The sequence below is a fragment of the Pseudomonas sp. GW821-FHT07G10 genome, assembly GCF_059418545.1.
The window spans coordinates 19481-45911 of sequence record NZ_JBWKQB010000030.1 but is presented as its reverse complement, the minus strand read 5'-3'; the positions used below and the strand labels follow the sequence as shown (position 1 = coordinate 45911).

Annotated in this window: 22 protein-coding genes and 2 pseudogenes; 9 read left to right on the top strand and 15 right to left on the bottom strand. The window is 50.4% G+C overall.

Going from position 1 to position 26431, the window contains the following annotated elements; genetic code table 11:
- Positions 1 to 244 precede the first annotated feature (244 nt).
- The 3 genes from AC07O1_RS25290 to mblB are packed head-to-tail and all read right to left on the bottom strand — an operon-like array spanning position 245 to position 4744.
- The gene (locus tag AC07O1_RS25290; protein WP_495090547.1) at positions 245 to 1423 is read right to left on the bottom strand and encodes a patatin-like phospholipase family protein; all 1179 of its coding nucleotides are present in this window, start codon (positions 1421 to 1423) and stop codon (positions 245 to 247) included.
- A complete protein-coding gene (gene cap2-3, locus AC07O1_RS25285) occupies positions 1410 to 3638 on the bottom strand; it encodes an anti-phage 6A-MBL system cap2_3 protein (RefSeq protein WP_495090546.1) in 2229 nt (742 codons plus the stop codon). The genes AC07O1_RS25290 and cap2-3 overlap by 14 nt, the downstream gene beginning before the upstream one ends.
- 2 nt (positions 3639 to 3640) lie before the next feature.
- On the bottom strand, positions 3641 to 4744 hold the full coding sequence (gene mblB / locus AC07O1_RS25280) for an anti-phage 6A-MBL system MBL-fold protein (RefSeq protein WP_495090545.1): 1104 nt from the start codon (positions 4742 to 4744) through the stop codon (positions 3641 to 3643).
- Positions 4745 to 5095: 351 nt separating this feature from the next.
- Here mblB and AC07O1_RS25275 point away from each other — a divergent pair, with 351 nt between their 5' ends.
- Positions 5096 to 5917 (top strand): metal-binding protein, encoded by an 822-nt coding sequence (locus tag AC07O1_RS25275; RefSeq protein WP_495090544.1) that lies wholly within the window; start codon positions 5096 to 5098, stop codon positions 5915 to 5917.
- Between the two features lie 91 nt (positions 5918 to 6008).
- Here AC07O1_RS25275 and AC07O1_RS25270 read toward each other — a convergent pair whose 3' ends face one another.
- Complete coding sequence (locus AC07O1_RS25270) at positions 6009 to 7322, bottom strand: hypothetical protein (RefSeq protein WP_495090543.1); 1314 nt, start codon at positions 7320 to 7322, stop codon at positions 6009 to 6011.
- Between the two features lie 56 nt (positions 7323 to 7378).
- Positions 7379 to 7741, bottom strand: coding sequence for a hypothetical protein (locus AC07O1_RS25265; RefSeq protein ID WP_495090542.1), 363 nt, complete (start codon positions 7739 to 7741; stop codon positions 7379 to 7381).
- Positions 7742 to 8153: 412 nt separating this feature from the next.
- Between AC07O1_RS25265 and AC07O1_RS25260 the strand changes: the two genes are divergently transcribed.
- The 3 genes from AC07O1_RS25260 (at position 8154) to AC07O1_RS25250 (ending at position 13535) form a co-directional block, all read left to right on the top strand.
- The gene (locus tag AC07O1_RS25260) at positions 8154 to 8825 is read left to right on the top strand and encodes a DUF5710 domain-containing protein (RefSeq protein ID WP_495090541.1); all 672 of its coding nucleotides are present in this window, start codon (positions 8154 to 8156) and stop codon (positions 8823 to 8825) included.
- A 181-nt stretch (positions 8826 to 9006) separates the two neighbouring features.
- Positions 9007 to 10629 (top strand): DUF8371 domain-containing protein, encoded by a 1623-nt coding sequence (locus AC07O1_RS25255; RefSeq protein WP_495090540.1) that lies wholly within the window; start codon positions 9007 to 9009, stop codon positions 10627 to 10629.
- 290 nt (positions 10630 to 10919) lie between these two features.
- Positions 10920 to 13535 (top strand): NERD domain-containing protein, encoded by a 2616-nt coding sequence (locus AC07O1_RS25250; protein WP_495090539.1) that lies wholly within the window; start codon positions 10920 to 10922, stop codon positions 13533 to 13535.
- 110 nt (positions 13536 to 13645) lie between these two features.
- Here the strand turns inward: AC07O1_RS25250 and AC07O1_RS25245 are convergent, their stop codons facing one another.
- The 8 genes from AC07O1_RS25245 to AC07O1_RS25210 all read right to left on the bottom strand — a co-directional run bounded on the left by AC07O1_RS25245 (position 13646) and on the right by AC07O1_RS25210 (position 19608).
- Positions 13646 to 14056, bottom strand: a complete 411-nt coding sequence (locus AC07O1_RS25245) for a GNAT family N-acetyltransferase (RefSeq protein WP_495090538.1) — start codon at positions 14054 to 14056, stop codon at positions 13646 to 13648.
- A 118-nt stretch (positions 14057 to 14174) separates the two neighbouring features.
- On the bottom strand, positions 14175 to 15011 hold the full coding sequence (locus AC07O1_RS25240) for a hypothetical protein (RefSeq protein WP_495090537.1): 837 nt from the start codon (positions 15009 to 15011) through the stop codon (positions 14175 to 14177).
- 192 nt (positions 15012 to 15203) lie between these two features.
- Positions 15204 to 15596, bottom strand: a complete 393-nt coding sequence (locus AC07O1_RS25235) for a hypothetical protein (protein ID WP_495090536.1) — start codon at positions 15594 to 15596, stop codon at positions 15204 to 15206.
- A 12-nt stretch (positions 15597 to 15608) separates the two neighbouring features.
- A complete protein-coding gene (locus AC07O1_RS25230) occupies positions 15609 to 16091 on the bottom strand; it encodes a hypothetical protein (RefSeq protein ID WP_495090535.1) in 483 nt (160 codons plus the stop codon).
- Positions 16092 to 17091: 1000 nt separating this feature from the next.
- Positions 17092 to 17586, bottom strand: coding sequence for a hypothetical protein (locus tag AC07O1_RS25225; RefSeq protein ID WP_495090534.1), 495 nt, complete (start codon positions 17584 to 17586; stop codon positions 17092 to 17094).
- Positions 17587 to 17654: 68 nt separating this feature from the next.
- Complete coding sequence (locus tag AC07O1_RS25220) at positions 17655 to 18077, bottom strand: hypothetical protein (protein WP_495090533.1); 423 nt, start codon at positions 18075 to 18077, stop codon at positions 17655 to 17657.
- Positions 18078 to 18135: 58 nt separating this feature from the next.
- Entirely contained in the window at positions 18136 to 19035 is a 900-nt protein-coding gene (locus AC07O1_RS25215) for a hypothetical protein (RefSeq protein WP_495090532.1), read from the bottom strand.
- A gap of 156 nt (positions 19036 to 19191) precedes the next feature.
- On the bottom strand, positions 19192 to 19608 hold the full coding sequence (locus AC07O1_RS25210; protein ID WP_495090531.1) for a hypothetical protein: 417 nt from the start codon (positions 19606 to 19608) through the stop codon (positions 19192 to 19194).
- 142 nt (positions 19609 to 19750) lie between these two features.
- On the opposite strand from AC07O1_RS25210, the gene AC07O1_RS25205 reads away from it, so the two are divergent.
- The 5 genes and pseudogenes from AC07O1_RS25205 to AC07O1_RS25185 all read left to right on the top strand — a co-directional run.
- Entirely contained in the window at positions 19751 to 20056 is a 306-nt protein-coding gene (locus tag AC07O1_RS25205) for a helix-turn-helix domain-containing protein (protein WP_429539979.1), read from the top strand.
- 601 nt (positions 20057 to 20657) lie between these two features.
- Positions 20658 to 21218, top strand: a complete 561-nt coding sequence (locus AC07O1_RS25200; RefSeq protein WP_495090530.1) for a hypothetical protein — start codon at positions 20658 to 20660, stop codon at positions 21216 to 21218.
- A 98-nt stretch (positions 21219 to 21316) separates the two neighbouring features.
- Positions 21317 to 21829: a hypothetical protein gene (locus AC07O1_RS25195; protein WP_495090529.1), complete on the top strand. Its 513-nt coding sequence runs from the start codon at positions 21317 to 21319 to the stop codon at positions 21827 to 21829.
- A gap of 1601 nt (positions 21830 to 23430) precedes the next feature.
- Positions 23431 to 24747 (top strand): annotated as a pseudogene (locus AC07O1_RS25190) (ATP-binding protein); the annotation flags it as partial.
- Positions 24748 to 24816: 69 nt separating this feature from the next.
- A pseudogene (locus AC07O1_RS25185) lies at positions 24817 to 24972 on the top strand (HD-GYP domain-containing protein); the annotation flags it as partial.
- A 1-nt stretch (position 24973) separates the two neighbouring features.
- Here the strand turns inward: AC07O1_RS25185 and AC07O1_RS25180 are convergent.
- Positions 24974 to 25456: a GAF domain-containing protein gene (locus AC07O1_RS25180; RefSeq protein WP_494992451.1), complete on the bottom strand. Its 483-nt coding sequence runs from the start codon at positions 25454 to 25456 to the stop codon at positions 24974 to 24976.
- Positions 25453 to 26343: an ATP-binding protein gene (locus tag AC07O1_RS25175; protein WP_494992452.1), complete on the bottom strand. Its 891-nt coding sequence runs from the start codon at positions 26341 to 26343 to the stop codon at positions 25453 to 25455. The genes AC07O1_RS25180 and AC07O1_RS25175 overlap by 4 nt, the downstream gene beginning before the upstream one ends.
- Positions 26344 to 26431: the final 88 nt, after the last annotated feature.

Genomic DNA, 26431 nt, shown 5'->3' with positions numbered 1-26431 from the left:
CGTGAGCACCTTGACGCTTAATCCCTTACGGCCAATGCCCCTCCGCCAAGTCTTTGGGGTTGTATTCAACCACTGAGCAATGCCTCAATTCTGGCTAGCGAATGCGCAACGTGCTTCCTCGCAACCTCACCCATGAGGTGTTTGATTCAACCCCCTAGTAGTCTTCCGCTGGGGCACATGAGACTGCCCGCCTTAGAAGAGATGGGCGCTAAGAACAAGCATTGACAGGCGATGATGGCTCAAACTACTGCCAGTGCTCTTTGAACTGCGCATGGACAATCTGTTCACCCCGCCTCACCAGCCGCTCAATCCACTCCTCGTCCATCGCATTGAAATTTGTTGCATAGCCTGCGGTGGACTCGGCGGTCACCATGTCGCGGTTGGTGAATTTGAGTGTGCTGTCATTTTGCCCGAGATAGGGCAGCAGGAACCCCTTTAGCTTGCCCAGCTCTTTGAGATCAAAGAGACGCTTCATTGCAAGATTTTGAGCCCTGGCGAACACACTCTCGAACGATGCCCCCATCCGCGCTCCCCACATGGAAGCAGGCTCAGTGACTTCAAGGCTATACCCAGCCCGACAGGCGATGATCCAATCGTGCTTTGGCACAGGGAGGCTTTCCGGAAAATCTCGGTCCGGCCACAGTGCTACTAAACCGAGATTGTCGTATACGCCACCATCAGTGAGGGTGATCCGGTACGCCTTCTCTTCAGCTCTCTTGGTGAAGACCAGGCGCTGATCGAGGGCTGGAAGAAATGCGGGATAGGCCGCTGAAGCCACAACAGCATCAGCAAGCTCAACACCTTCCGTACTGGCCGAACCGTATCGCCAGCAGTGGAGCCGGTCCCTGGTATAGTAAAACGCCGCTTTTGCTCGAAGCTCGCACGCGATCACGATGAGCTGCGGCCGATCTTGCCGAAGGTCTTTCAGCAAGGAACCGTTGAATGTCTTGCTGAACACATTCCGCATGATGGTCGTCCGACTGACCTTGCGCAGGAACGGAACGGAGTTCGGCCAGTGCTCGCCGGGCGTCCACTTCCCCAAAATTCGCTGGCCGATACGCCAAAGAAACGCAACCGACCGCTCGGCTACCAGCGCACTTAGGTAGGCCACGGCTTTAACGCCGTCCAAGGAGGTCAGCGCCCTTCGAAGAGCGGGCTTGGCGAACCCTTCACGAAGGAGTTCCCGCGCCTTGGCCTCGAATGCCTCAAAGTCACCTGGGTAGCTGCAATAAAGGCCCGCCAGCACACTTCCGCCCGAAACTGCGGTGATCGTAGAGACCTGCTGAAGCACCCCCAGGTCGTGCAGCGCACGCAGGCAGCCCAAATGGAAGGCCATGGCCCTGGAACCACCGCCCGACAAGGCCAGTGCGATCTTATCGCTATCCTGAACCTGAGAGACCGATAAAGCTTCATTCATACCCATGCGTTACCACTCCTTCCATCACCCCACGCTCGGTCCAACCAGCTCGAAGCCAGGAATCACGCTCACCGCAAATGGCCATGATGTACGGCGATCCTACCGATCCCAAATGAGTTGCGAGGTGGGCAAATACCCCTTCATCATCGTCACTGGGCCTGGCAGGCACGGCTCCAGGGTGGCTATGCCATTCTCCGATATAGTGCAAACGCCCCGCTGAGCCAGCCGCCAGTGCTTCGACCCGTGGCTTGAGATCTTCCTTGCCACGAATGAAATAAGTCGGAGCTTGCTTGCTGTCGGGAGGAGCTGGAAGCGCCGCGACGATATGAGCCACATTGCGAACCAGGTCAAAGGTGCCTACAAGTACACCCCCTGTTTCGTTTCTGCCCGCTTTATGACGAAGCTCCCGCATTGTGCTGACGACGTCGTCCGTAATAGATACCCGCATAGAGCCTACTTGGTAGCGATGTACCTGTTGCACAGGGATAACCACTGCTTGGACAGCCCCCGTCTCGGGTTCCAGTCTCCAGACCTTAAAGCATGCGTCGTCGCTCTCGATTAGCTGTGCCACCTGCCCGGTAGCAAGGCCACAAAGCGTCTGAAGCTGCCATGGCGGAAGAGGACGCGACAGATCCTGACAGGCATTGGCGTAGCGGATTTTATCCAACCGCGCAGCAGATAAATGTCCGTTCAACTGTGGCTCTGTGGCCACAGACCAGAAGTACTGCGCCTCGATTTCATCAACCCTGACTGCGCGAGATTTATTCTCTGCAAGCACAACAAGGTCGGAACCATCGGGTCCGAAGAAGGCACTGGCTCCCCGCTTCACTGGCTGATCAGACAGCCAGCCCAATACCGCAGGCGACGCGCTGAAATCGACAGCAATCTCGGAGTTACCTACAGCAGCATCCAGCGCATCGGCATACTCATCAGGAGCGAAGACATTGGCGGGAATCGCTGTATTCCCACCTTCTTCAAAAACATGGTCAAGCTCGATCTCCAATACCGAAGCTTTCGGAAGGCCTACGGAGCCATTCCTCTGCACCTGGCGAACCGTGTTATGCGGCAGAGTAATATCCCCGTCGACCAACACCCATGGTCCTATGCCGGACCGGGTCGCCATCATGGTCACGTTCGACCCGATAGCACCGGCGCCTATCGCGAGCAAAGTGGTATCTGCCTTGTGGGCCGTGCCCGCAAAATGGCGGGCTGTGGCTCGATCCAATCGTTGCACGACACGCCAGGGGGCCATGTGAACCGATGGAAGATCTGCGTTACTGACATTCCCAAAAAGCTTTGCTGTGGTCAGCCCAGTCCTCTGTTCAGTAATCGTGACGTCCAGCCGCTCACCAAGCTCAGCCAGGCTTTGGCCGAGGGTGTAACACCATACTTCCGGCTGTTCATCTGGCCCCTCCGCCGCACGACGTTTTGGCACCGTGATAATCAACATGGGTTGACGATTTTGGGCACCGCTCAACTGCTCGGGCGAAAGCAACCACCGCACCAAGTCTTCGACCAAATCGAAACCAAAGTCCAAGCATAGGCGCTGTAGGGCGCCCAAGTCGTAGGGCGTTCTAGCAAGACCACGGTGCAGTTGACCAGGTAGCTGAGGCGTATAGATGGCGAAATTGTGGCCGGTGACCTCTTTTTCAGGCTTCTCTTTAGACATGCCAAGAGTGATGAGCCCGTTATGCTTAAAAGCCAAGCTGGTGTACCAAGGGCCGTGCATTTCACCGGATGGGATGATTAGCGTATGTGAGCTTGAGAGGATCAGCGGCTCCAGGAACTGATCGTCACCATGAACAGTGCCACCGGCCATCGAGGAGAACCAGGCACGAATTCTCTCGATAAGTGCCTGACCAGTGAGGCTGGTCGCTAAATCCGACCACGCTTCCTCCCAAATACACAAAGCCAGCCCGCCCGCCTCACGATCAAGGTTGGTGTGGACCATGCCAACCGGGAAGTCCTCACGCCTCGAAAGCACTCGCGGATGCCAAGCGTCGTTGCTTGACATGAAAATAAGCCGGACTGGCTCCCTCGGTCGAATCGGTACTTTGCGGCGCTGCTCCAGCTCAATCTCAAGCTCAATGTCCAGAACATCGCATGTGTCGTCTCGGCTGACGCTGATTAAGGTCGCATAGGGATAGTTCGGAGACTCACCTAAATACCGGACAACCGAGCGAGCCAACCGAGATCGGGGTGCTTCGAGCGCCTCACCCATGATCAAATTCCCGCGCGCGGTGCAGCAGTGGTGATGACTACCTTGGGAGTCTGCTTCCGGATCTTGTAGCCAGTGCTCTTGATCTCGATAACCAATGGCTCTGGTTTAGTTTTCGTGGGGTGCTCCATCGAGACGACCCACTCGCCGCCCAACTGGTTGGCAACGTCCTTGTAGTATGCAGCTGCCTGCCGGTGAGGAGGCTGCTTGTCCTCATCATCAGTTGGAATGATCTTGGACGTGCTGACCAGCAGCCCACCGGCCTGACCAGCCTCTTCGTACAACCACTTGGAGGTCTCCGTAGGCTCGGTCTTCTTGTCACCCTTCTCATCGGACAGGGCGGTGTAGCTGCAATGGTGAGGGATGTTGTTGATATCCCATTCGAGCCGAGACTCACGACCGTGATACTTGGTCACCTCGACGATATCGTCGATGACCTCATGAGTCACGTCAGCCGACAAAACCATCTTCGTTTGCTGTCCATCCACTTCAAACGTAGCCTGCATGAAAAGGGCGTCGTTATTCCGGACGCGTACTACATCATCTTCATCACGCTTACCGAAAGGCGAATGCACGAAAAACTCCACCCCGTCGTGCTCTCGGTTGAATTCCGGGCACAGGGTGCCAGCGTCGCTGATCAGGTTGCGGCGCTTAGCGGGATCGATATCGCGCTCGGTGAGAAAGTCATCCAACTCTTCAGGACGGGAAAACACCCGTACCCCTTCGCCGTTGATGAAGCGATGCCGTGCTTCAGCGCGAAGGATGCGTGCTTGACCTGTTACCCCTTTCTCCAGCACAGCATGGGCAGGAACCCAGAGCGTCTTGATCTTGATCCGGTCATCGTCCTGATACTTTTCAGCGTGCTCCAGCCAGAAAATTTCCTTGGCGCGGTGACAATGGTCTCGGTCCAGATGGGTGAACGCAACGACGTCGATGACCTTGTCATTCCCGAGAATATCGCGCAGCTCCTTTTCAAGGTCGCAACGCTTGTCATCAGGGTCATCTGGGTTATGCATATCCGCGAAGTCGAAGAGAACTCGACGGCCATTGGCAAGCTCAATCAGGCAGGTATCGGCGTTGCCGATGGGGAAAAAACGAACAATATGCATGCTAAGTCCCTCAGGATGGGTCATCGTTCGACTGGCCGAAAGCCATTGCTCATCAGAAGGACAAAAAATACTACATATAGTGATAGCAAATCAACATCGACACTATAGGTGCCATTTTTGACCGTAATACTGGCTGTATCAGAAGCGATTGCGTACACATCCCTCTGGGGGGAGCAAGCCGGGCGCGTAGAGCCTGCTCACCCGAATAGGCTACTCCCGCAAGGACGAACCTCAGTAGCCTTAGAAACTGGCTTGGAGGACCAAGAACCTTCAATGTACCTACCCAACCAAGCTCGGCACGGGGCTAGTCTGTTAAAATCCAGACGTCGTCTTCGCTCAAAGGATGGTGGAATGGGGAACTACACGAAAGGACTCACAGAGCGTCGGCTTCACACGCAGCTCAGAGAAGGTTACTGCCTGATCTGCGGAACCTTCGGGCCGCTGAGCTGGGATCATGTCCCGCCCCAAGGCAGCATCACGATCACCAAAGTTGAGCAGGCTCACCTCACCGAAGTTATGGGCGTCAATCCTGAGCCAGTCATTGGCTTGAAGTCTTCCAACGGAAGCAAGTTCAGAACGATCTGCAAGCATTGCAACAGCTCACATCTCGGTGCGAATGATCAAGAAATTGCCAAGGTCTACAAAGGCATATCAGAAAAGATCAAGAGCTACTTTTTGAAGGCGAACAGCCCGGTCAATCACGTGCATATGCCGTTTGATGGAATGAGATTTTGCCGCGCCATGGTTGGACATGTCCTATCGGCAACCACTGTAAAAGAATGTTTACGCGAACCAGCACCTGACGCCTATTTTTCCTCTTTGCAAGATTTTGTGATGGGGGATGATACCGCTGTTGATGACACTCATGATTTCTATACTTGGTTCTATCCGCACCGTAGACACATGAGCATAAAAATATTTGCTTGCAGAAACCAGGGACACATCGCCAGGCTAAGTCTCTTGTCATTCTTCCCGCTGGCATTTCTGATTACAGAAAAAGGAAAGGGAATTTATCCATCTGGTGCAACACCTCTGAAACCCACTGACAAAACACTTAACGTGAAGCTCGATTCTGGACATTTGCCTTACGCTGCTTTTCCCAATGCAGGGCTAAAGGGCGACCAGATGATTCTATTAGACAATAGCCAGTCGATTGTGAGCTACCCAATCTGATTGCCTATTGCGCATCAGCTCCACTTTTAGGTTAATTCTACAGCAAACCACTACCCTTATGGCTTGCTGTATATCGTAAATCCTCGCAACACTACTCCAACGACATCTTTTTTGACTTGAACATCCGGGCCGGGACGCTATCGGAAAAGTGCAACGCGAAGGACGAAGCAATTTTTGATGGGCGGATTCGAACCCATGGATCAGTTAGTTCGTTTTCTGAGAAACAGCCATTAAGCTCGAACTCAAAATAATTATCATCGACTCGAAAATCAGTCTTATCTAGATCAGCCAGCAAATATCCGCTTGAGCTAATGCGAATGCGCTCAACCTTCTCTGCCAGCGAGCGACTTAGTACCGGCATTATCATGCAGTCATCGAAATCCATCAGCGACAGCACTGGTTCGTATCGAATAAAACTATCCGTGCTGTACGTAGTGACAACGTGCTTGACAGTCTTCATCCCAATTCTAGAGCTACATCCGACCTGTACATACTCATGAAGATCCTCGTCTTCATCTTCGTGACTGGCCTCAGCCTTTTGCTCTTGCTCAGCAAGACTCTCCCAGGCTAATTTCCATTGACCTGACGCAACTCCATGGGCAATTCCGGCTGACTCATTAGCCTTGTTCTCAATATCTGTTCTAAATCTTTCAGACATGTCTGTAGATCCAAAAAGAAGTGAGTAAATGCCAAGCTTGGGTTCTCGCAACCAAACATAGCAAAATGCTCGAAAATGCCCGATCTCACTGGCATCGTATTCTCTATCGAGCTTGAATTGCACATGCACACCCGAGATTGGTTGCGTAGCCTCTTGCAGAAAAAGTAGCTGGGAAAGCGTGGAGTGCACCTCCTGAAACCCAGTCGCAATGACTGACTGTATTTCATCCCCCCATTTCGCAAAAAAGCTAGCCTGCTCGGCATCAGACATCGATATCCCTAAAAACTGAAATCGTGCTGCAAATCCATCTGGGCTATCTAGTGCCACTCGAAGACGTTCACGGTCGAGAATCTCGCAAAAGCTAAACCCTTTGGTTTTTGCTAAGGTAACGAGGTCAGATTTTTCTCCTACCGTAAAATTGACATTGGTCAGGAATACGAAAACAGCCGGTCTTGGAGTAGCAGACCAAGCACTCTCAAGGTCGTCGGCAAATTTTGTTCGGACGGTGCGTTTCTTTTCCTCAATATCAGCGGCTTGGTTAACGAAGCCCACTGCCCCATACGCTAGTTCGGTAGCTCTGAATTGTGCTTCCATGTCCCTCCCACCATCAGGACCGCCCCGCGGATGCCGTGGACGCACGTTTGTGAATCGTTTATCCAGTGCAAGTATGCTTAGGCACATTTGCTCCCGATGCAGCTGGTTTGTGTCCAGATATCCTTTCAACCGCTCATCTGTTTCGTAAGCCATGCTTAATCCTTTTCACCAATGGTTCCGAGCAACGTCTGAAGCTTCATAAAGCAATCTCATTTCGGCTCTGAGCTATCACGCTCTGAGGCAATATCCCCTGCCTGCTCAGCCGACGGGTGCAGCGGTTGCTTTATCAGGTACGCGAAAAGGCCTATGCCCAAAATCGTGTAGATGGTCATATTCCAGAGATTCAATAGCAGCCACAGTATTTCCCTTCTGGTGGGCAGGCCGTCACCAAAAGCGAACGTTGTAACGTGCCACACCGAAACAGCGACGATCATCGCCATAGCAGCCAGCACTGCGGTTCGCTTGAGCAACGAGTGAGCACTGATCCGCTCGGCAACCGATAGCTTCACATAGCCGAACACAAGGGCGCCGACCGCTGCCACACCTTGAAGGACTTGGACAACCAAGCTCATCCACGGCCTCCATGCTCAAGGAGCCTGGCTGCGTGGAAGTCGTTTTTTGCATAAGCACTTCCAGCGTGCTCATGCGCCAGTTTCTCGTATTCACTACTCAAACTGCGGTTCCTTGACGGGCTGAAAATCGGACAGAATTTATAACGGATTACGCCGATAGGTGCAGGTCAGACCTGGCATGACGTTAATGGTAACCCACACCCCACTGGCCGCTTTCCGCGCAGCGGGTTAGGAGGTCTGATTGAAAGCCCAAGCACCACGCTCGCCTGCGATTTTTGCCTGTGCATTTTCTGGCACGGAATGCCTTCTGCTGATACCACGATTTTCTGGGATACTGAGCCTCCAGGCAACACCGAAGGGCTCTAGCATGGGCTCTTGCGTTTACTGATGAGCAATACGTACGGATGCAGAAATGGAAAGGATCAATCTCGCTGTCCCATTCTCAGAGAAAGATGAGGCGAAATCACTTGGAGCCCGTTGGGACCCTTCTCTGAAGACCTGGTACATCCCCCTGGGCGTAGATGTAGGCCCTTTGGCCCGATGGCTACCGGTCACACAGCAAGCCGACCTGGAGCACGGACCAGAGTTTTGCGTCAGAGCGCCCTACTACTACGTCATGGAGTCCATTTCTCACTGCTGGGGCTGCTCCAATCTGACCCGCGTGTTTTCGTTCAAGCTGCCCGAGCAACACGAAGAATTCGATTACTACGAAAATGAGGACGAAGATTTCGCGCTCACAAGCAACCTCGGCGAATGGAAGTGCCATGGATATCGCGGGACGGTCTCCAACATCGACAGCCTCTCCCCCCTGGTCACGAAGCAAATCCATCGTTTCACCACCAAATTCAAGCTGGCCTACAGCAAAACCGCTGGCAGCCGTTACCTGATGAACCACTGCGAGCACTGCGGTGCAAAGCTCGGCGATTTCTTCATGCACAGCGAACCTGGTGGAGCTTTCTTTCCGAGATCGCCGCACGAAGCTGAGCGGATGACGCTCATCAGAATCAACGACCGGTTCGACGCCAACTGTAGCGTCAGCTACGCATCCGATGATTTTTTCGACTGGATGCAGGTTCGCGAGTAGCTATGACAACTTAGGTTAAACAGCGCAATGTTCAAACGCGTTCGACCATATGAGTTTAACAGCGAGCCATAGCTCAGACCAAAAAACTGATACGGAATCCGAGATAAACTTAACCACTAACTCTACCAAAACCCTCTAACATCAAAACAATCACAATATCTAAAGCAAGCGGGCAAACCAAATGACTCCTCACCTAGACCATCTATCCCGAAATAAAAATATCGAAAAAATCGTCGATACCGCAATGGCACTTCATGATGGAAGCCTTAAAAGCATAGGAGTGTTTCTGGATGTACTTGACGACCTGATAAGTGACTTCAACACTACCCCAGAACGACATAAATTACTTAGAATTCAATACTACCTTCGACATAAAGGCGAAATCCACAACCCTCGCTCTACAGAAAACATAGTAGGCAAGACAGCGCATGAATACTTAATCACCTTCTGGACTTACCTGCAAGACATAAAAGAAAAGCTTCATATGTCGCACGGTTCGACTCACGAGATTATCAGGAGCACAAATCGATACATCCAGAGCCAAATATCCTTGAAAAACTTGACAAACGACCAGATCAAGGAATCGATAGAAAGCTCTCTAAATTTATACTCCACATTTTATTATGGTTTTGTAACCCAAGGAGAAAACCTTGCAGTTGTATTTAACCATCCTAGAATTACATTATACATCGTGAGACGCTGGGCCGATTACACAACAAAACCTGGCAAAGGTCACATGCACCTTATCGTCACCACAGATGACGAATCTAGTATGCCTTTTGAAATAATAACCCAAGGTAACGTAAGCTCGTTAGCTGTCAGAAATGAAAGAGGTCACTTCGACGAATTCATCCTATCCAATCCAATTCAGCACTGTATTAACCGAATACAGACCGCCTCCATGAAACTTAATATCGATTGCTCCACGGAGGCAAAGGTACTAAGTGAATATAATGCATGCCTTGAAAAGCTTTTTCAACTTAGAAGAAAATTTCAAAAACACAATAGAACGCAAGGCCATCTTTTCCTAGAAGACCTAAAGCTTGCTAGAAAATATATTGAAATTTCTAATGACCGCATACTCAACATTTATGCGGAACCGTTTCAAAAGCACGAAAAAACACTTGAGGAAGTCCACACTTTGCTGTCTGGAATGTGGGATTCATATGTAAACGAGCTTGACCTCAGCGCTAACATACACGCCTCTTTACTTGAAATCAAAAGAAATGACGGCCTGTACAGACTAAAAAACTCCGACACTTCTCAGCAAAATACATTTAAAGAGGAAAACCTAACCGCCATTCTCGCCAGCCTGCTAAGAGCTGCCTATTACAAATACAGCAAAATATCGATTCAACGTGAAGCCTACATAGGCTCAGGACGCGCAGACATAAAAATAACAAGCCACGGAAAAACCATAGGAATTATAGAGTCCAAACTTGCAAGCGACAACTTTTCTCAAAAAACATACGAAGGCTTGCATCAACTATTCAAACGATATAGCGAGAACGATGTTATACACGAAGGATCTCCGACAGACCTTTATCTAGTAATTTTCTCTTTCGACAGGGAATTCGGAGCAGTAGCACAACACATCCAAGATGCCGTTAATAAATATTCAACGGAGAAGAATATCACATGCCAAAAACACGAAAGCAGTGAAAACCATTTAATATTCACATACATTGAACCTAGAGAGACATATGGATTCCTGAATAAGTCTCGAAGCATTACAATCTATCTTTGCAACATGGAAGTTGACTACAAATCGAAGCTTTTGGCTTCGGTAAAACGAAAAAAATAGTGCTGTTATACAGCATTGGTATGCAGCATTTCTGACGAGGATGGAGATCTAAAATGCGCGATGAGTCCTCCCTCACTTGCTGGCTGCGAGGGCATGCAACCCCCAGTCTAGTGACCTACACGGCTGACCATGGCTGGCGGCTTAGTTAGTGGCCCACGCGACGGACGTGTTTCGCCCGATTCACACCGGACGAGACAGTCACATGTGCTGATAAACTACCGATACAAACGGAGCATCAACTGGCATGCAATCACCCACTTGAGCAAAAATTAATACAAGGCGCAGCATCGATGGCAAGGATGATCCCAGACAACGGACCTCACAGCACTGGGAGCAGGGGCGAACGAGATCTCTACACCATCTTCAAAACGGAGCTACCGGACGACTACGCTGTCATCCACAGCCTCCCCTGGCTCTGCTCAGCTGTACGTAAGCTCGACCCCAATGCCAAACCCACGGGTGAGATCGATTTCCTGATCATTCACCCTGAGAAGGGGCTGCTCGTGCTTGAAGTGAAGAGCGGTGAATACGGCATCAAGAACAACCGTTTTGTTCACCTTCACAAGCATTACCCCATAGACCCCATCGGTCAGACTCGCGACAACGTCCATGGAATCGCTAGGTGGTTAGGATCAGATCCGACGCTTCGGCTCTTGATTGGCTACGGTTTTATTTTCCCTGACTCCGATTTTGCAGGGAAGGCAATAACGCCTGGCATGTACGACACGACGTCTTTTCCCCAACAACCGCTCTACATCGACTATCGAGAGATGCCGAACGTTACGCAGCGGGTCATCGATCTGATGGACTACTGGAAAGCCGCCCTGGGTAATTCGGATTTGGGCGAATCTCGCGCTGCTCGTGTGATTGAATATCTCACTCCAGAAATCGACGGTAGGCGGGGCTGGGCCAGTCGCATCTTCTTCGACAATAAGGACTGGCTCCAACTCACCGAGGAGCAGAGCACAGTAGTCACGAGAGTGTTGAAGAACAAGACCTCGCTCGTGACCGGCTGGCCTGGAACCGGTAAAACGCTGATCGTGATCGAAAGCGCTCGCAGACTGGCCTCCCAGAAAAAGAACGTGCTGGTAGTTTCTTTCAACACCAAGCTCACGGACTACGTCCGCACCCAGCTTATTGAATCAAAAGGCTGCGATGTGGTGACTTGGCATGGTCTATGTGGTCAAGCGCGCAACGCCCTAGGTCGCACCAGTGAGCCAGGCAAAGAAGATGAGTGGTACAGGCAGCAATGCGTGCTCGATCTGAAAGACGCCATTGACCAAGGTCGCATGGCCGGTTACAGCGCCTTACTAGTCGACGAGTCTCAAGCCCTCCTCCCTTCCTGGTGCGAAACCCTGACCAACTGGTTCCATGACAAACCCAAGGCGTTCTTCTGCGACGAGACGCAAGTATTCCCGTACGAACGTGGCAACATCCCCCTGAAGGGCCTCAGCCAGCTGCTTGGCGTAGATCCATTTCCACTCACCATCATCATGCGGATGCCAAAGGCGGTCACGAGCATTCTCGAAGAGGCCGTGCCACCAAAACTCCAGCATTCGACCCCACGGACATTGGAGCACGACACTGCCGTCGAGATAATTAGCGCAGATCCATGCCAGGAAGCATCTGACATAAGACAAAGGCTCATTGGTAGCGGAGTCAGCCCTCAAGATATTGTAATTTTGATCCCCAGGTTCCTTTCAAGGCAATACATTGAGTACTTGGTAAGAGAGGAACCTCGTTGCGAAGCCATTACGAAATTCCGTGGGTTGGAAGCGCCTATTATTTTGATCCTTGGCGCAGAGCTGCTTGATACCGCTGAGTTGTTTAGCGCCTACTCTCGGGCAACTTCAAAATGCATAGCCATCTACGATGCTGCCGGTGACAACTGGTCTAGCACTGAGGTCTTTAGAACCCGACTGAAAAGCATTCCTGCGAACGTAAGAATTTTGGAGGAAGAACAGGAAAAGCTGCGTGTTGATAACAGAATCGCGCGCACCACAGACAGAACGTCGCTGAATCTCGTTAGCCTTAACATTTCATGGGCCGAATCTTGGCGGGCCTGGCTCATAGAAACCGACGACGATCAGTCCCTGGTGAAAATGTGGATCGCTTACCTGACGCACAAGCTGCCTCAGCCCATTTTTTATTGGCCGAAAGACTCAAAAACCGATTTACACTTAGCTAAGGTTAATGCGTCATCGCCAGATTTTACAGACTCCCCGAATTCGTATTCGTCGCAGATATTAACCTTCTATGCGTGCAAAGAGTGCACCTGCTTGACACCACACACATACGATAGCAAGCGCATCTGCACGCTATGTGAAACCAAGGTGGATAGAACGCCCTATCCGGACCAATCCATAATAGATGAAATCCGGCTAATGGATGGGCTGGTGTCCGGTAAATTGGCCAAAGATCGCATTCGTGAACTGCAACCCGATCTGCCATTGAACATTGCCGCAGCCGCCTCGCTATTTCGTGCCGAGCGAAACAAGATGCGCTCAAATGTACTCAAAGTTCAATTACCAGGGGGACGCAGATTCTATTTGATCGCCTATATTTTCGTTCAGGTAAGAATTGCCACATCCAAACCCGGAGCGGTCATGGAGGCCAATGCCCTCGCGGATGAAATCTATGGTCGTTTCAATGGGCTTAAATCCATTTCTTCAGCCGACTGGAGAAAGTTTTTCGCTAGTGCCATGGGCACATTCTACTCGAAAGGCTACATGAAAAAGATCAGCAAGGGCTTTTACTCCCCAGTGGAAGACGACCAGGCACCTGTACCTTGGAGGAACCAATCCGACGGGAGCAACAAAGCCACTGGAGGCGATGGTATCGATGAGGATGGAGGGGGCAGCAATCACCTCGAAGCAGCACCAGAAAGCGTTGTCGAACTAGGATAAGCGCGTCAAAGCGTGTGGCATGCCGGATGTGATGGAACGAGCACCCCCGCTGGGAAACTTCGACCTGGCCCAAGCCAGCGTCGCTCGGACGTCCCTGGCCAACAGCACCATCATCTAAAGGGGTGCGAAAGGCTCTTGGTTAAATCTGAGCCATCCGGATCGCAGCGAACGTACCCCTTGCGCTCGTACCAACTGACCAAGGCTTCGTCGGTATATTGATTTCGATCCAAGGATCTTGCCGTCAGTTTGACGCTTGTGCAGCCAAGCTCAGATGCAATGCGCTCCGCCTGTGCGAGCACCCAATCTCCTACCCCTCCTCCCCTGGCTTCGCGAAGCACGAAAATCTCGTAAATGAAGCCCTCTGGAGGCCCCCAATTTTCGTAGATAAGCAACCCCATCTCCACACCGTCTCGCAAAACCACGAAGGTCTGCGTCTTCGGGGTACATCCCCGGACATAACGGTCACGCAGGCAGAGGTCGCGCAGATCTTCTGAGGTCGATATCTCGGATGTAGTGAGCACTTTCCCTTCCCGTACAAGCTTCCTAACCGGTCCCAAATAATAGCTTCAGGTCGTGCAGCGGCCACTGGAATCCTCAGACGTCTAGCATCTGATCCTTCGACTCGCCCGCTCCAATGCATCACAAATCAGGCAGAGAAAACGCCTCTCGATATGGCGTGCTATATCTTGGATCGAATACACACACCTGGTCCCCGTTGGAGCCTGGATAAACGATGGTGATCAGGTCTGCGATGTTCACCGCCTCAGCCAGCGACTCGGCCAGATCTGACAAGTACACGTAACGTTTTTCCCGAACCTCGTGCCAATGAGTCATTCCACCGCCGATATAGAGATAAACTCCAGCTTCAGCAGCCGTATTTCGAAAGTTTCGAAGAGCTTCGGCATGATTCACCACATCCACGATCAGATGATAATTCTCAACCATTACACTGGAACCAGGTAGTTGCGTTTGAATTATCTCCTTTAGCTCAGCCAGGCCAATAGCACCGTTTCTCCATTTCAATTTTGCCTCTGGGTCTGGAGAGAAAGGTGGCTCACCATCCACAATTTCTTCAGAGAAGCCCTCCCTCCCGTCCAGATAATTCACTGCACTGGTCAGTCTTGGCCAATCATCATCCGAGAAGGCCACTTGATCCACGGTGGAAAATTCAAACCTCCCGAGCAACGCCAGTAACTGCCGCAACAGAACAGCCGGGTTATGGTTGGCGATCACCACTGTCGCCTTACCCTCATGATCGGGATCAAGAGTGCTGATATCCTTCAACGTCCGGGCGATAAGCCAGGCAAGGACTTCACGCCTTAACGCCACTGTGCGAGACACCACGACTGCAAGTCCGGGAAACTCAATCTCCGGGTAATCTACCCTATTTCTTTTGTAGGTAGATGGATCATTGAAAATAGCATCAATCCTATCAATTTCCGAAACCATCAAACGCTCAAGCTGCTTACTCGGCATAAAACTACTTCCTGGAAAAAATTAGAGCGTTCGTCGAGCTTGTTCATCACGTATTTTGTCAATCTGCTTATATAAACTCTCGGAGCCCCACGAGCCCCACCACTAAAGCCGCTGCGCAGAAAAATGCCAGGGGGTTTGCTTGAGGGTTCGAAGTGTTCCCCGGCGTAGACCATGACCCATTTACACTAATAATTACGGGCTTGGGCTAGATGGATTTGACATAGGCGGCAGAATAAATGATTCGACTGAATACTCCTCATCTGGAAAATCCATTTTCTCGACTAGCCCCTTACTTAAAGCCATTTTTTTTGTTACGTCATTTACGATAGCAAGGTAGACGCTAACACCTAACCCACTTCTCAAATTGTTTACCTCGGCGAGGTATTCCGGCTTTAATCCAGGGTCTGAATCCGTGCTTTTTACAACCACGAAAAACCTTTGTATCTTATTATTAACGACCTTCTGCACATCCAGCGAAATGACGAACCCGCCAATTCTAACCCCTTTCCTGACCTCATACCCCTTAATCACTAAAGGAAAAGATATAACATCCCTACTATAAACATCTCGCAAATTTTCGTACATGGCCCAGCTCCATCAAACAAACTTCGACGAGAATATATTAGCATGCTTGTCGAAATAATTCGAAACCTCTGCACATAGAGCTAATAAATTACCATCATCTCTCAGCCTATGCGTCTTCGGCACGCTATAAACACCGGCATCCCTATTGGAATCCAAAGCAATAAAATATCCCCTCTGCCTATTTCCTTTGACCTGCACACCTACAAGATATGAAGGGACCTTCCGAAGCTTTACCATCTCAACTTCTTCCCTGGAAAACTTTATATTTAAGGAATCTTTAAAATCCTCGACTGAATGAGCTTTAACCTGCAAGAGAAAAAAATGCCCTGTAGGGCTGCCGTCTGCGCTTATTATGTTAACCATAAAATCAAAAAGTTCATATTTCGCACCAAGATTGGTAACTCTAAACAACCGATCCTTACCGATCACTCTATGAAACGTGTTCGAGACATAATCTTCGCCAATAAGCCCTGTTATATCGTTAAGTCTTGTCACAGTACCACCTCATAAAAAAATCCCTTATAGGCTCTGCATATAAGTAGGGCATGGTATCGGTCTTCCCCCCTACCCGGCCACTTTCCGCACAGCGGGCTATGGGAACTGGTTGAAAATCCAAGCACCAAGCTCGCCTGCGGCCTTTGCCAGTCCATTTTTTGGAACAGCCCCCCCTCTACTCAACAACAATTTTCTGGGATACGGAGCATTCAAGCAACACCGGAAGGCTCTAGCATGGGCTATTGCGCTTAGAGATGAGCAATACGTACGGATGCAGATATGGAAAGGATCAGAGGATCCGGTTCGACGGGAGCGATAAGGCTAGTGAGGACGAAGTTATGAATGGGGAGGGTGGATCAGCCGTGGCAGTGAAGGCGATCACCATGAATCAGCGCCAGAGAGCATTGTAGAAAAAACTAAAGCTGCCAAGGCGTGTGGCTTGCCGGACTTGATGGGACAGGCGAGCCACCATCCTCACCAGGAAGGTTCGACCTAGACGGCGCTAGCGTCTTATGCCCCCTGTCCTGCTCTCAGTCTTCAATCATGAAAGCCCGCCCTGTGAGATCCTGCCGTGGGGGCAAGATTCTGAGGGCTTCATCAGCGCGATAGCAAATCCGGCTCATCTGCCATCACAAATTTTGTGAAATCCGACACAACAGCCTACCTACCAAGATCACTACTTTGTGTTCAAAACAACCGATCATGTTGATCAGCATCTGATATTCATCTTCAGTCACTAGCACGGACGGCAATGGAGCGCCCCGCTGGGTCATCCCGCGTAGCGGCTCCAAGCTTAAGCCAACCGCTTCGCGGAATTTCCAGCCAACGTAGGCATGTGTGACCTCTTGTGTACTTAGGCCACTGGCTGAAACCTTCAATGCTCTGATTCAGCTCGGTTGTAGAGTACGGGTAGACAACCATCTCAAACATTCGGTCAACACCGCTGGCGCAACAACCCCAAACTTCCGGAGCTATCGACCGATAGAACGATCCCGGCGATTTACGCCGGGGATCCGCCACCCGAAGCTTGCGACTGGCCCAGAGAGGTAACTCCGTTTGCGACCATGGCAATGCATTTTTTCTTCCGTCGTTCGCCTATAATTATGGCCACTCCTAAAGGAACGGTCACAAACCCGATCACTACCACAATAGCAGGGATTCCGAGCAGCATACAGAAATACCCCAAAGCCTCCAGCCACCAAATATAATTATTGTGTTCTGCCTGGGTATTCAAATTTTTCAGTGCATAACAAACAAGGTGCCCCTTCTTCACCGTTCCGGCGACGCGTACTGCGTCCCCGTCCGCCAAACTAACCGCATCACTTATAAAAAACTCAACCGGCCGACCGTTCACTCGAAACGCATAAACGTTCCCAGAACTAATTGAACCGCTGGTTTTACCGGTGATAGCCGATGTTTGGATATTCCCATGAACCTTTGTACCGCGACTTACATGCGACACGACACCTTCAAACATCTCAATTTTCGAAGCCATGGAAGCATCTCCGTAATAATTCAAATCATCACAATTGACTGGACAGCCACATAAAGCGAACCCGAACTCTATTTCGCAACTACACCATTGATGATTTTGCAGAATTCGCCCTGCGCCCCACTATCTGGAGCGTAAATTCCTGCTGCGGCCACGAAAACTAACGTCACCTTTGTACCTGATGGCAATGCCTCAACAATGGCATTCAAAGGTGCCCTTTTTGTGCTGTAGTTGACGTCCTGGTACGCTGATATAAGCCCTCGGCGCGAGTCTGAAGACTCAATGTGAAATCCTTCCTCCAATATAATGGCTGACAGCCGCTGGAATGCTAGATCAGGAGGAACACCAGGCAGCATCGAAGATGTCGTAAGTTTTTTACCGGTAACGATGCTACCTTCCGTGTTGAAATTAGCTTCGCACTCACTCGATGAATGCAACGCCGCGCACCCACTGAGTACAGCGACGCACGCTATCAACGCAAACTGATGAATCATGATATTTTCCTGTTACTCAGACTTGACGCAAGAACGCGCCGCAACGGTCGGAGTTAATTCACAATGCCTTGGATAGCAGAACCGAACCGCTCGCAGTGTCAACCACGTCTACTCGTTGCGGAGCGACTAGCACATAGCGCTTGGGGCCGAAATGGTCAGTAATGGTTTCACGCTCGATACTTTTTACGTAACCGTAAACCACAATATTTGACGTAGGGCGAGCAGCCTCAATTTTACGGGCCTGAGCTTCGTCAGGTACATCAAAAAAGACTTTTGAACCACCAGTGAGACCTATCTTGTAGTCTGTCGGACCTGGATTATAGTAACAGCGGGTTGGGCTGGCACGCTTGAAGCTAGCCTCATTTCGCATTTCTTCTTTACTGTATTCAAGCTTATCGGAGAACATACAGCTAGACACTTTGAACCCTTTGGATGCAAAGTCATATGCAGCTAGATGATCCGGAATGACAGCTTTAACCAATCTATTCGCTCCAGACTTTCCGGCCTCATCCTTTACAATGGCAAAAATCTTATCGCTTAAATCTTTTTTCCGGAATGCATCTTGGGCCGTTAGAATCTCGTACCCGTATTTGTAGAGATCCGGATTTTCTGTACGTACCTGAATCGCATTTTTTACAGAATCAACGACATCATCCTGCGTTTCGTCCCACGTATGCTGTGCAGTATAAATCCGCAAGGCCGTCATAGGATTCAGCATGTCTTGGTATTTTGAAACATCCGTCAATTCAAGAGCTGGCAGTTCGATGTTCCTCGGCTGATTGAGTACTGCGAACTTTTTCTCCGCTTCACTCTGTTTCGGAGGCTGGATCTCAGCTTTTTTCTCTACTTTTTTTGCATCGGCATCACTATCTGAGCATGCAACAAGAAATGTACTGCATAGCCCAACGATCATCCCTACCGCAAAGTACTTCGGCGAAATGCTTTTTTTAGCATTCATACCACAATCCTTTTTATCCAATAATAACGTCACAAGCAGTCGTTACATCAGCGACACATACAGCATTCGCGAAACTTTATTAATATCCGACAAACCAGCAGATACTAAAAATTTATCTGCGGCAGACAAATTCGAGCCCTCAACCAGGTCCAACCTCTACTTTTCTTCATATAAAAGTCGCTCTTCGTCATGACCTTCTACCGTTGGGTGCGAATATTCCACGGTGTGGTTGTGCATTTCATACCGATGATGCGTGTCTCCATCAACAACAAAACTCCACACGCGTCGTATGGGAAGCAACCGGTAAATATACGGAATATTTTTGCTACCTTGCATTCGCTGAACACTAACAATTGGCCTACGACTACTCGGCTTCTCATCGATGAACGCATCGAAATCAGAATGGTCTGTGAAGAAGCCCCACTTCATTCGAAACCCATCTACCGAAGGAACGCCGTAGCAGACATGTAGCCAGGGAAAAGCCTCGTCATGGCCAACGATCTCATGCCTGTTCACCTCCAAATCTGATGCAAAAACATCGGTTGAGTCCGCTGACCCGCTTGTTGCAAACATCCGTCACCCTTCCCCACGCCAATGAATCCGCCAGCCCCCAAATCAGGGCACCGCTTCGGCACAACACCTAGGCTGACTACCGAAAATAAATCTCAAGAACCGGAAGTATGCTTCCTGTTTGGAACAATCTGCAAGCGTTCCAATGCCCGTTTTGGGCAGAAAAATGGAACTCAACCAGGCATTCGGTCGCGTTTTCGCACGTCTACGCACTCGGAACGGTTTGACTCAGGAAGATTTCCATCCGGCAGCTACGGACAGATATGTGCGAATGCTCGAAAAAGGTAAGGCATCCCCGACGATTGCGATGTTTTGTGAGCTATCAAGCGTGTTGGATGTAAGCCCAGCGGTACTGATGGCCCTCACAACAGCGGAAGCTGCTGGCCTTACTGAAGAAGATGGCCTGCAAGCGCTCCAAGCAGCGCTAGATGACACCAAGCGCGTTGCGTAGCGGCCCTACGAGCCTGAATGCTCCTCGTACCGCCTCACAGCACTGCCTCTCTTTGCTCTCCCCTCACCATTGGGTAATTGCACAGACTTGCCCACCCATTTGCATTCGGCCTGACCGGTAATTTGCATGCGTTCTGACCAGCCCCTTTCGCGGACATGACCGGCAGAGAACGACCCATAGCGGCCCTCCGTGAGGGGCAGAAACCGGCCGATTCTGTTGAAAAAGTCGGCTCCGATTTTCACGGTAGAAAAGTACGCGTCTGAGATTGAAAACCGCGCGTTGAGCAGAAGGTTCAAGGCTCAGATTTGACGTAGCGGCGTGCAAACACGACGTTTTCACTACTCAATGCATGGCTGGTCGAGCCGGGTCGACTTTTTCAACACAATCGGCCAAAAGCAGACCATGGACACGCTGCTAATACGCCAGTAATGTGTGCCCAAGTCATGTCGTTTTTCCTCCTCGTCCCATGTCGCGTTTCTGGCGCGACACTCAAGCTAAACAGGGAGTTACGCATGGACAAGGAACGTTATCAGACACAATCGGCGGAAAACATTACGCCACTTGTGTCGTCTAATAATCGTTATACGCAAGAGGATATAGTTTGATAAATTTATTGATCGGGGGAATTCTTGGCCTAATTATTACTACGGTTGGTTTTGATATCATTCAAAGTCAAGATAGAAACTTAACGCTTCAAACAATAACCAATATCGTAATTGCCCTTGCTACTGTGGTCGCTGTCGCCATTAACTATCTTTCCGTAAAAAATCAAAAAGAAAGTCGGCGCTGGGAGGTTAGCAAAGACGCACTAATTAACGTTAGTACCACGTTATCCGACTTAATATCACAAACCGGAAAGCTATCTGATAATGCATTTAACGGTGCGCAAGGCATTCCTGAAGAACACAAATTCACACCTGACAATTCTATATATTCAAAATTTGACAAATATCTAGCCCATACCGTTAGCGTTTATGGGCCACTGCTGAATAAAGATATAATTTCAGCTATAGAAAAATACAAAAAAACTGATTCGGATATTACACATGCATACAACATTGATGAATATGATATTTTTCAGGCATATGACGCTTCCTATGCTGCCCAAGAGGAACTCATAAAAACATTAAACAAAAACATCAAAAAATACGCATCCATATAAACGTATAACAACTGATTCAAATCGTTCGCTTCGCTCCCTGGGACTTGCTAAAGCAAGCCCCTTAGCTTAATCGTTATACATTAGTGAATGTAACTCGCATGTTCAAACTCAAGCGCAATGCCGTAGCAAGTGATACTTATGCCATTTTTGGGTGGATTATTGCCTCAATGAGCTTGATCAGTTTCACTCAAAGACTTTTCAACATCGGTTTTGGCGTTATGGCAAGCAGCTTCGTCAGTTATTATCACAAGCTTGCACATGCTGTATTAGGGGCTCCAGCAGAGCTTTTTGGCATCAACTTGCCAAGCTCTCTAATTGACTTTTGGGCTCTATCGTTTGTCTGCGCTGGCGCCTACGTAAGAGCTAAAAATATCGAAGACGCTCGTGCCTTTCGGCACTTTCAACTGAAAAGACCTTCAATAAAACTGAGAGTAACTGTCTTTTTAATATCCGGTTTTACTGGTCTTAGTCTTTTTATTCCACTATCGGCAGCGTCCGTGTACACATATACGGATGGCGATATCACCCGAGACGCATTAAAAAATTTGCTTATAATTCTAACTATTGTCTTAGGTTTTTTTATTTTAAATGCATTCTCTCCATCGGCGTAAAATGTATAACAATGCGCTCAAATCGTTCGCTTCGCTCCCTGGGACTGGCTAAAGCCCGCCCCTTAGCTTAATCGTTGGCCAGCGTCCGCAATTGGCCGTTCTCTGCCGGTCATGTCCGCAAAGGGGCTGGTCAAATCCGATGCAATCGATGGTCAGAACGCATGCAAATGACTAGTCAGGTCGAATGCAAACGGGTGGTCAAGTGGAGCGCGATTTTGGCTAGAATCTCGATCAGGGTAAGCGGAGGGGCCAAGGCTATGACTGACAGTACGGATAACGGCGTAACGGCGGGATCTGGGCTAAAGCCGAGCTTCGAGGAGCAGGTCCAGTTGAAAGCTCAGAAACAAGCTGAGGCTAGCGAGAGCAGAAACGCATGGATGGTTCGTTGGCGAGCGGCGTCTCTGGATGAGAGAAATGCGGCTGAAGAGCGGTTTCAACAGGCTTTCAGCAAAATCGCGTCTCAGTTTGGCCGTAGCCGACGCCTCGTTCTTTCCGATGCCCCAACCTCAGATGACTAAGCGTACAAGCCCCGCTCTGTGCATATCGTTGCTCATCGATGGCTTATCAGCCCGTGTGGTACGGCCCACACCTATCAGCGAGATGTGGCGGATTTTCGACTACGGCGCTTGGTAAATAATGGCGCGAACAAAAAGCTCAGGAGTAGCACCGCTGTCACTACTAGAGTTAGCCAACCATATTCTTTGGCTATCGGATTTGACAGCAATTCAATGTCACCACCTCGCAACGTAATTGCAGCTGCCGCGATGAGAACTGGTGTCAAGATGACCGTTGCTTTCAATGAGACCTGCACCCCTGCCGCTATACATTTAAGAAGAAATAGCTTCGGGACCCCATACTTCTGAGAGCGTGACAATGGCAGGTGTGGTTCAAGCACTCGCGATCCGATTAACACGAGCAGTACGGGCCAGAAGAAGTAGATTGAGGTCATTGTGCGTACCCAGAAGAGGCTCGGGTTGAAGTGTACAACACTGCGATACTTCCCAGGGCTCAAAATGACCATATTAGCACCGGATACACAGGTTTCGTATCAAGCCCCTCATTGGTGCATGTTGGGGCTGTTCACATCCTTCGTGATTTTAGACCCTTATTACGATTTCAAGGATTCTTCAAGCACATGAGCATCAGGAATGATGCGACGCGATTCGCTGAAGGACATGGAGAGGAAGATCAACCTGAAGGGTTGCATCCACGTCAGGCCAAATGGGGGCACGCTTGAAATTACACGAAATAATAACAGCCTTTTTGCCAACCTCACCTAAAAACCCCAGAGCATCTTGTAGGCATTCGCCTCTAAAACCACACACCAATCACAATTAGGCTTTTTACACCAAAAATATAATATCAACGTTAATTTAAAATAAGCAAAAAAAATCATACCTGACTGCTTTCCAAACCTGAGATCAGGCGTCTCAGGCCAACACAAATTTCGGCAAACCACCTTTATTATTGTATCAATTATACAGAAATATTTAAGTACATCACTCCCCTTCGCAAACCTCTTGATTATTTTTCTTTTTGTAGAAGTTAGACACAGAAAGATTTTGATTAAAAGTATGGCTTTTTGTCGTAAGTAGCAAAACGCCCGCATCGAGTCAGGCCGTCTAAGCCTTGCCCCTGAGCAAGTCAACTTGCGCGCGATCATCGAGTCGGTGATTCGGGTCTTTGACGGACTGGCCAGGCAAAAAAACCTCAGCCTGTTACTGGAATTCAATTCGAATGTGCAGGAGACCGATGCACTGATTGATCCTCTGCGTTTCAAACAGATACTGAGCAATCTGGTCAGCAACGCGATCAAATTTACCGAACACGGTCAAGTCAAGATCCGGGTCGATATACAACCCACCGAAGAACCACAACAGATTCAAATGCAGTTGCAGGTTCAGGACTCGGGAATTGGTATTAGCGAAGATGACCAACAACGCCTGTTCGAACCCTTTGCTCAGGCTGAAAGCCCCAACCATCTGGCCAGGAGTGGTACTGGTCTGGGCCTGGTCATCAGCCGCAGTTTGTGTGAAATGATGGGAGGGCTTTTGACTTTAACCAGCCAGGCCGGGGTAGGTACTCAAGTTCATGTGTCGTTGAAAATGACCAACCTGCCGCCCAAATTGATGATCGACGAGGTCGTTCCTGCTCCTCCTGCCGCGTGTGCCGTATTAAACGTCCTGGTGGTCGACGATCACCCCGCAAACCGTTTGCTCATGTGCCAGCAACTTGGGTTCCTTGGTCATCACTATACGGTCGCTCACCAAGGCGCTGCGGGTTTGCGGGCCTGGGCAGACGGGCACTTCGATCTGGTGATCGCGGACTGCAACATGCCCGTCATGAATGGCTATGAACTCACCCGGGCCATCCGTGAGAACGAACAACAGGGGCAGTTGCCCCCGTGCACAATTCTGGGGTTCACCGCCAACGCCCAGCAGGAGGAAAAGCACCGCTGCAAACAGGCCGGGATGAACGATTGCCTGTTCAAACCCATCAGCCTTACCGCGTTGAATCAACGGCTGGCCGAACTCAAGCCATTACCCTCCAACGACGCCTTCAATCCCGATAGCCTGCACTTGATGACCGGAGGCAATCCACAACTCGTTCTACGCTTGCTCACTGAACTTCTAAGCAGCACCCGTCAGGACCGACAGACACTGCACGCACTCCAGCATGAGGGTGAGAGGCAATCGCTGATCGATATCGCGCACAAGATCAAGGGCGCAGCTCGAATGGTGCAAGCCTTTTCGCTGACTGATCATTGCGAAGCACTTGAGCAATCCTGTATCGAAAATGCCAGCACGGAGAAGGTCGATGCCTGCGCAAAAGCCATTGAGCACTCCATGCTTGAATTGGAGCGAGCGCTACACAGACAAATCCACCGGCACACTCAGCCCCCCGGACCCGAATCTTGAGAATGAAGCAAACGCCTGTCCGAGACAGACATCCTCAGTAAGCTGCTTCAGGACACTCGACAGAACTCTATTGCCGGTGGCCATCACGAAAAAATGGACGGCACCGGTTATCCCGAACAGTTGAAACGCGAGGAGATGAGTCTGCCGGCGCGAATGATGACAATCGCCGATATTTTCGAGGCGCTGACTGCGGCAGACCGCCCCTGCAAGAAGGCCAGGCGCCTGATCAGCAGTCGCTCAAACGCAGGAAAATAGCCGCCAACTGTTCGATGCCCGCCTGGTCCTGCTCGGTAAAACGCGCCAGTTTCGGGCTGTCCAGATCCAGCACACCGATCAACCGACCCTCTTTGACCAGCGGTACCACCAGTTCACTGTTCGACGCACTGTCGCAGGCAATATGCCCGGCAAACGCATGCACATCCTCGACCCGCTGGGTTTGCAGGGTCGCAGCGGCAGCCCCGCAGACACCGCGCCCAAACGGGATTCGCACACAGGCGATCTGGCCCTGAAACGGTCCGAGTACCAGTTCCTCATTTCGATTGAGGTAGAACCCGGCCCAGTTCAGGTCATCCAGCTGGTTGAACAAAAAGGCCGAAAACTGCGCAGCGTTAGCAATGAAGTCACGCTCATCGGCCAGCAACGACTCCAACTGCGCACACAGGAGCGCATAGCCATCGAGTCCTGCGCCACTTTTCTGCAAATCGATCATGCTTTTTGCTCCAACAACTGTAGCCCTACCCAATACCGCGCAAATTGATACGCGCAACGTCCATTGCGATTGCCCCGTCCGGTCGCCCAGCGGACCGCCAGAATATCAAGCTCATCGGTACGCTGCCACGCAAGACCGGCTTTACGCGCCAGCTCACCGATCCAGTGTTCGACCACATTGAGAAAGTGTTCCTGGGTGAAAGGATAAAAAGACAACCACAGACCAAAACGGTCCGACAAGGCAATCTTGTCTTCCACCGCCTCATTGGGATGGAGTTCACCATCGACCATCTTCCAGTTCTCGTTGTCGCTCTGTTTCTCCGGGACCAGATGTCGGCGGTTAGAAGTCGCGTACAACAGGACATTGTCCGGAGCCTGTTCCAGCGAGCCGTCGAGTACACTCTTTAGAATGCGATAATCACCCTCGCCCGCCTCGAACGACAAATCATCACAAAACAAAACGAACCGCTGTGGCAGCTTTTGTAATTGCTCGACCACCCGCGGCAAATCCGCCAGGTGATCGCGCTCAATCTCGATCAGACGTAAACCGGCCTTGGCGTGCTCCGCGAGCAAGGCCCGAACAAGCGAAGACTTACCCGTCCCGCGTGAGCCCCAGAGCAATGCGTGGTTGGCCGGCATGCCATCGAGGAACTGTCGGGTATTGCGACCTAACTGCTCACGTTGTTTATCCACCCCGATCAGATCGGACAAACGCATGTCCAGACTGACCTCCAGCGGCAACAGAAAACCACTGCGCCCTTCGCGCTGCCAGCGGGCGGCCAGACACTGAGTCCAGTCGATGGTTTGTCGCGGCGCGGGCAACAAAGGCTCCAAACGAGCCAGAACCGCATCGGCGCGTTCAAGAAAAGCATTCAATCGGGAATCCACGACTTCTCCTCAGGCACGTTCACAGTAATGATGTTATCCAGACAAACGCAGCATCAAGCACCGGTTCGTAGCTGAATGAAAGACTGAC

Bases quoted from the DNA above. Each gene is read 5' to 3' on its own strand.
- AC07O1_RS25290 (WP_495090547.1), bottom strand. From the start codon at position 1,423: ATGGGTATGAATGAAGCTTTATCGGTCTCTCAGGTTCAGGATAGCGAT.
- cap2-3 (WP_495090546.1), bottom strand. From the start codon at position 3,638: ATGGGTGAGGCGCTCGAAGCACCCCGATCTCGGTTGGCTCGCTCGGTT.
- mblB (WP_495090545.1), bottom strand. From the start codon at position 4,744: ATGCATATTGTTCGTTTTTTCCCCATCGGCAACGCCGATACCTGCCTG.
- AC07O1_RS25275 (WP_495090544.1), top strand. From the start codon at position 5,096: ATGGGGAACTACACGAAAGGACTCACAGAGCGTCGGCTTCACACGCAG.
- AC07O1_RS25270 (WP_495090543.1), bottom strand. From the start codon at position 7,322: ATGGCTTACGAAACAGATGAGCGGTTGAAAGGATATCTGGACACAAAC.
- AC07O1_RS25265 (WP_495090542.1), bottom strand. From the start codon at position 7,741: ATGAGCTTGGTTGTCCAAGTCCTTCAAGGTGTGGCAGCGGTCGGCGCC.
- AC07O1_RS25260 (WP_495090541.1), top strand. From the start codon at position 8,154: ATGGAAAGGATCAATCTCGCTGTCCCATTCTCAGAGAAAGATGAGGCG.
- AC07O1_RS25255 (WP_495090540.1), top strand. From the start codon at position 9,007: ATGACTCCTCACCTAGACCATCTATCCCGAAATAAAAATATCGAAAAA.
- AC07O1_RS25250 (WP_495090539.1), top strand. From the start codon at position 10,920: ATGGCAAGGATGATCCCAGACAACGGACCTCACAGCACTGGGAGCAGG.
- AC07O1_RS25240 (WP_495090537.1), bottom strand. From the start codon at position 15,011: ATGCCGAGTAAGCAGCTTGAGCGTTTGATGGTTTCGGAAATTGATAGG.
- AC07O1_RS25235 (WP_495090536.1), bottom strand. From the start codon at position 15,596: ATGTACGAAAATTTGCGAGATGTTTATAGTAGGGATGTTATATCTTTT.
- AC07O1_RS25225 (WP_495090534.1), bottom strand. From the start codon at position 17,586: ATGGCTTCGAAAATTGAGATGTTTGAAGGTGTCGTGTCGCATGTAAGT.
- AC07O1_RS25220 (WP_495090533.1), bottom strand. From the start codon at position 18,077: ATGATTCATCAGTTTGCGTTGATAGCGTGCGTCGCTGTACTCAGTGGG.
- AC07O1_RS25215 (WP_495090532.1), bottom strand. From the start codon at position 19,035: ATGAATGCTAAAAAAAGCATTTCGCCGAAGTACTTTGCGGTAGGGATG.
- AC07O1_RS25210 (WP_495090531.1), bottom strand. From the start codon at position 19,608: ATGTTTGCAACAAGCGGGTCAGCGGACTCAACCGATGTTTTTGCATCA.
- AC07O1_RS25205 (WP_429539979.1), top strand. From the start codon at position 19,751: ATGCCCGTTTTGGGCAGAAAAATGGAACTCAACCAGGCATTCGGTCGC.
- AC07O1_RS25195 (WP_495090529.1), top strand. From the start codon at position 21,317: ATGTTCAAACTCAAGCGCAATGCCGTAGCAAGTGATACTTATGCCATT.
- AC07O1_RS25180 (WP_494992451.1), bottom strand. From the start codon at position 25,456: ATGATCGATTTGCAGAAAAGTGGCGCAGGACTCGATGGCTATGCGCTC.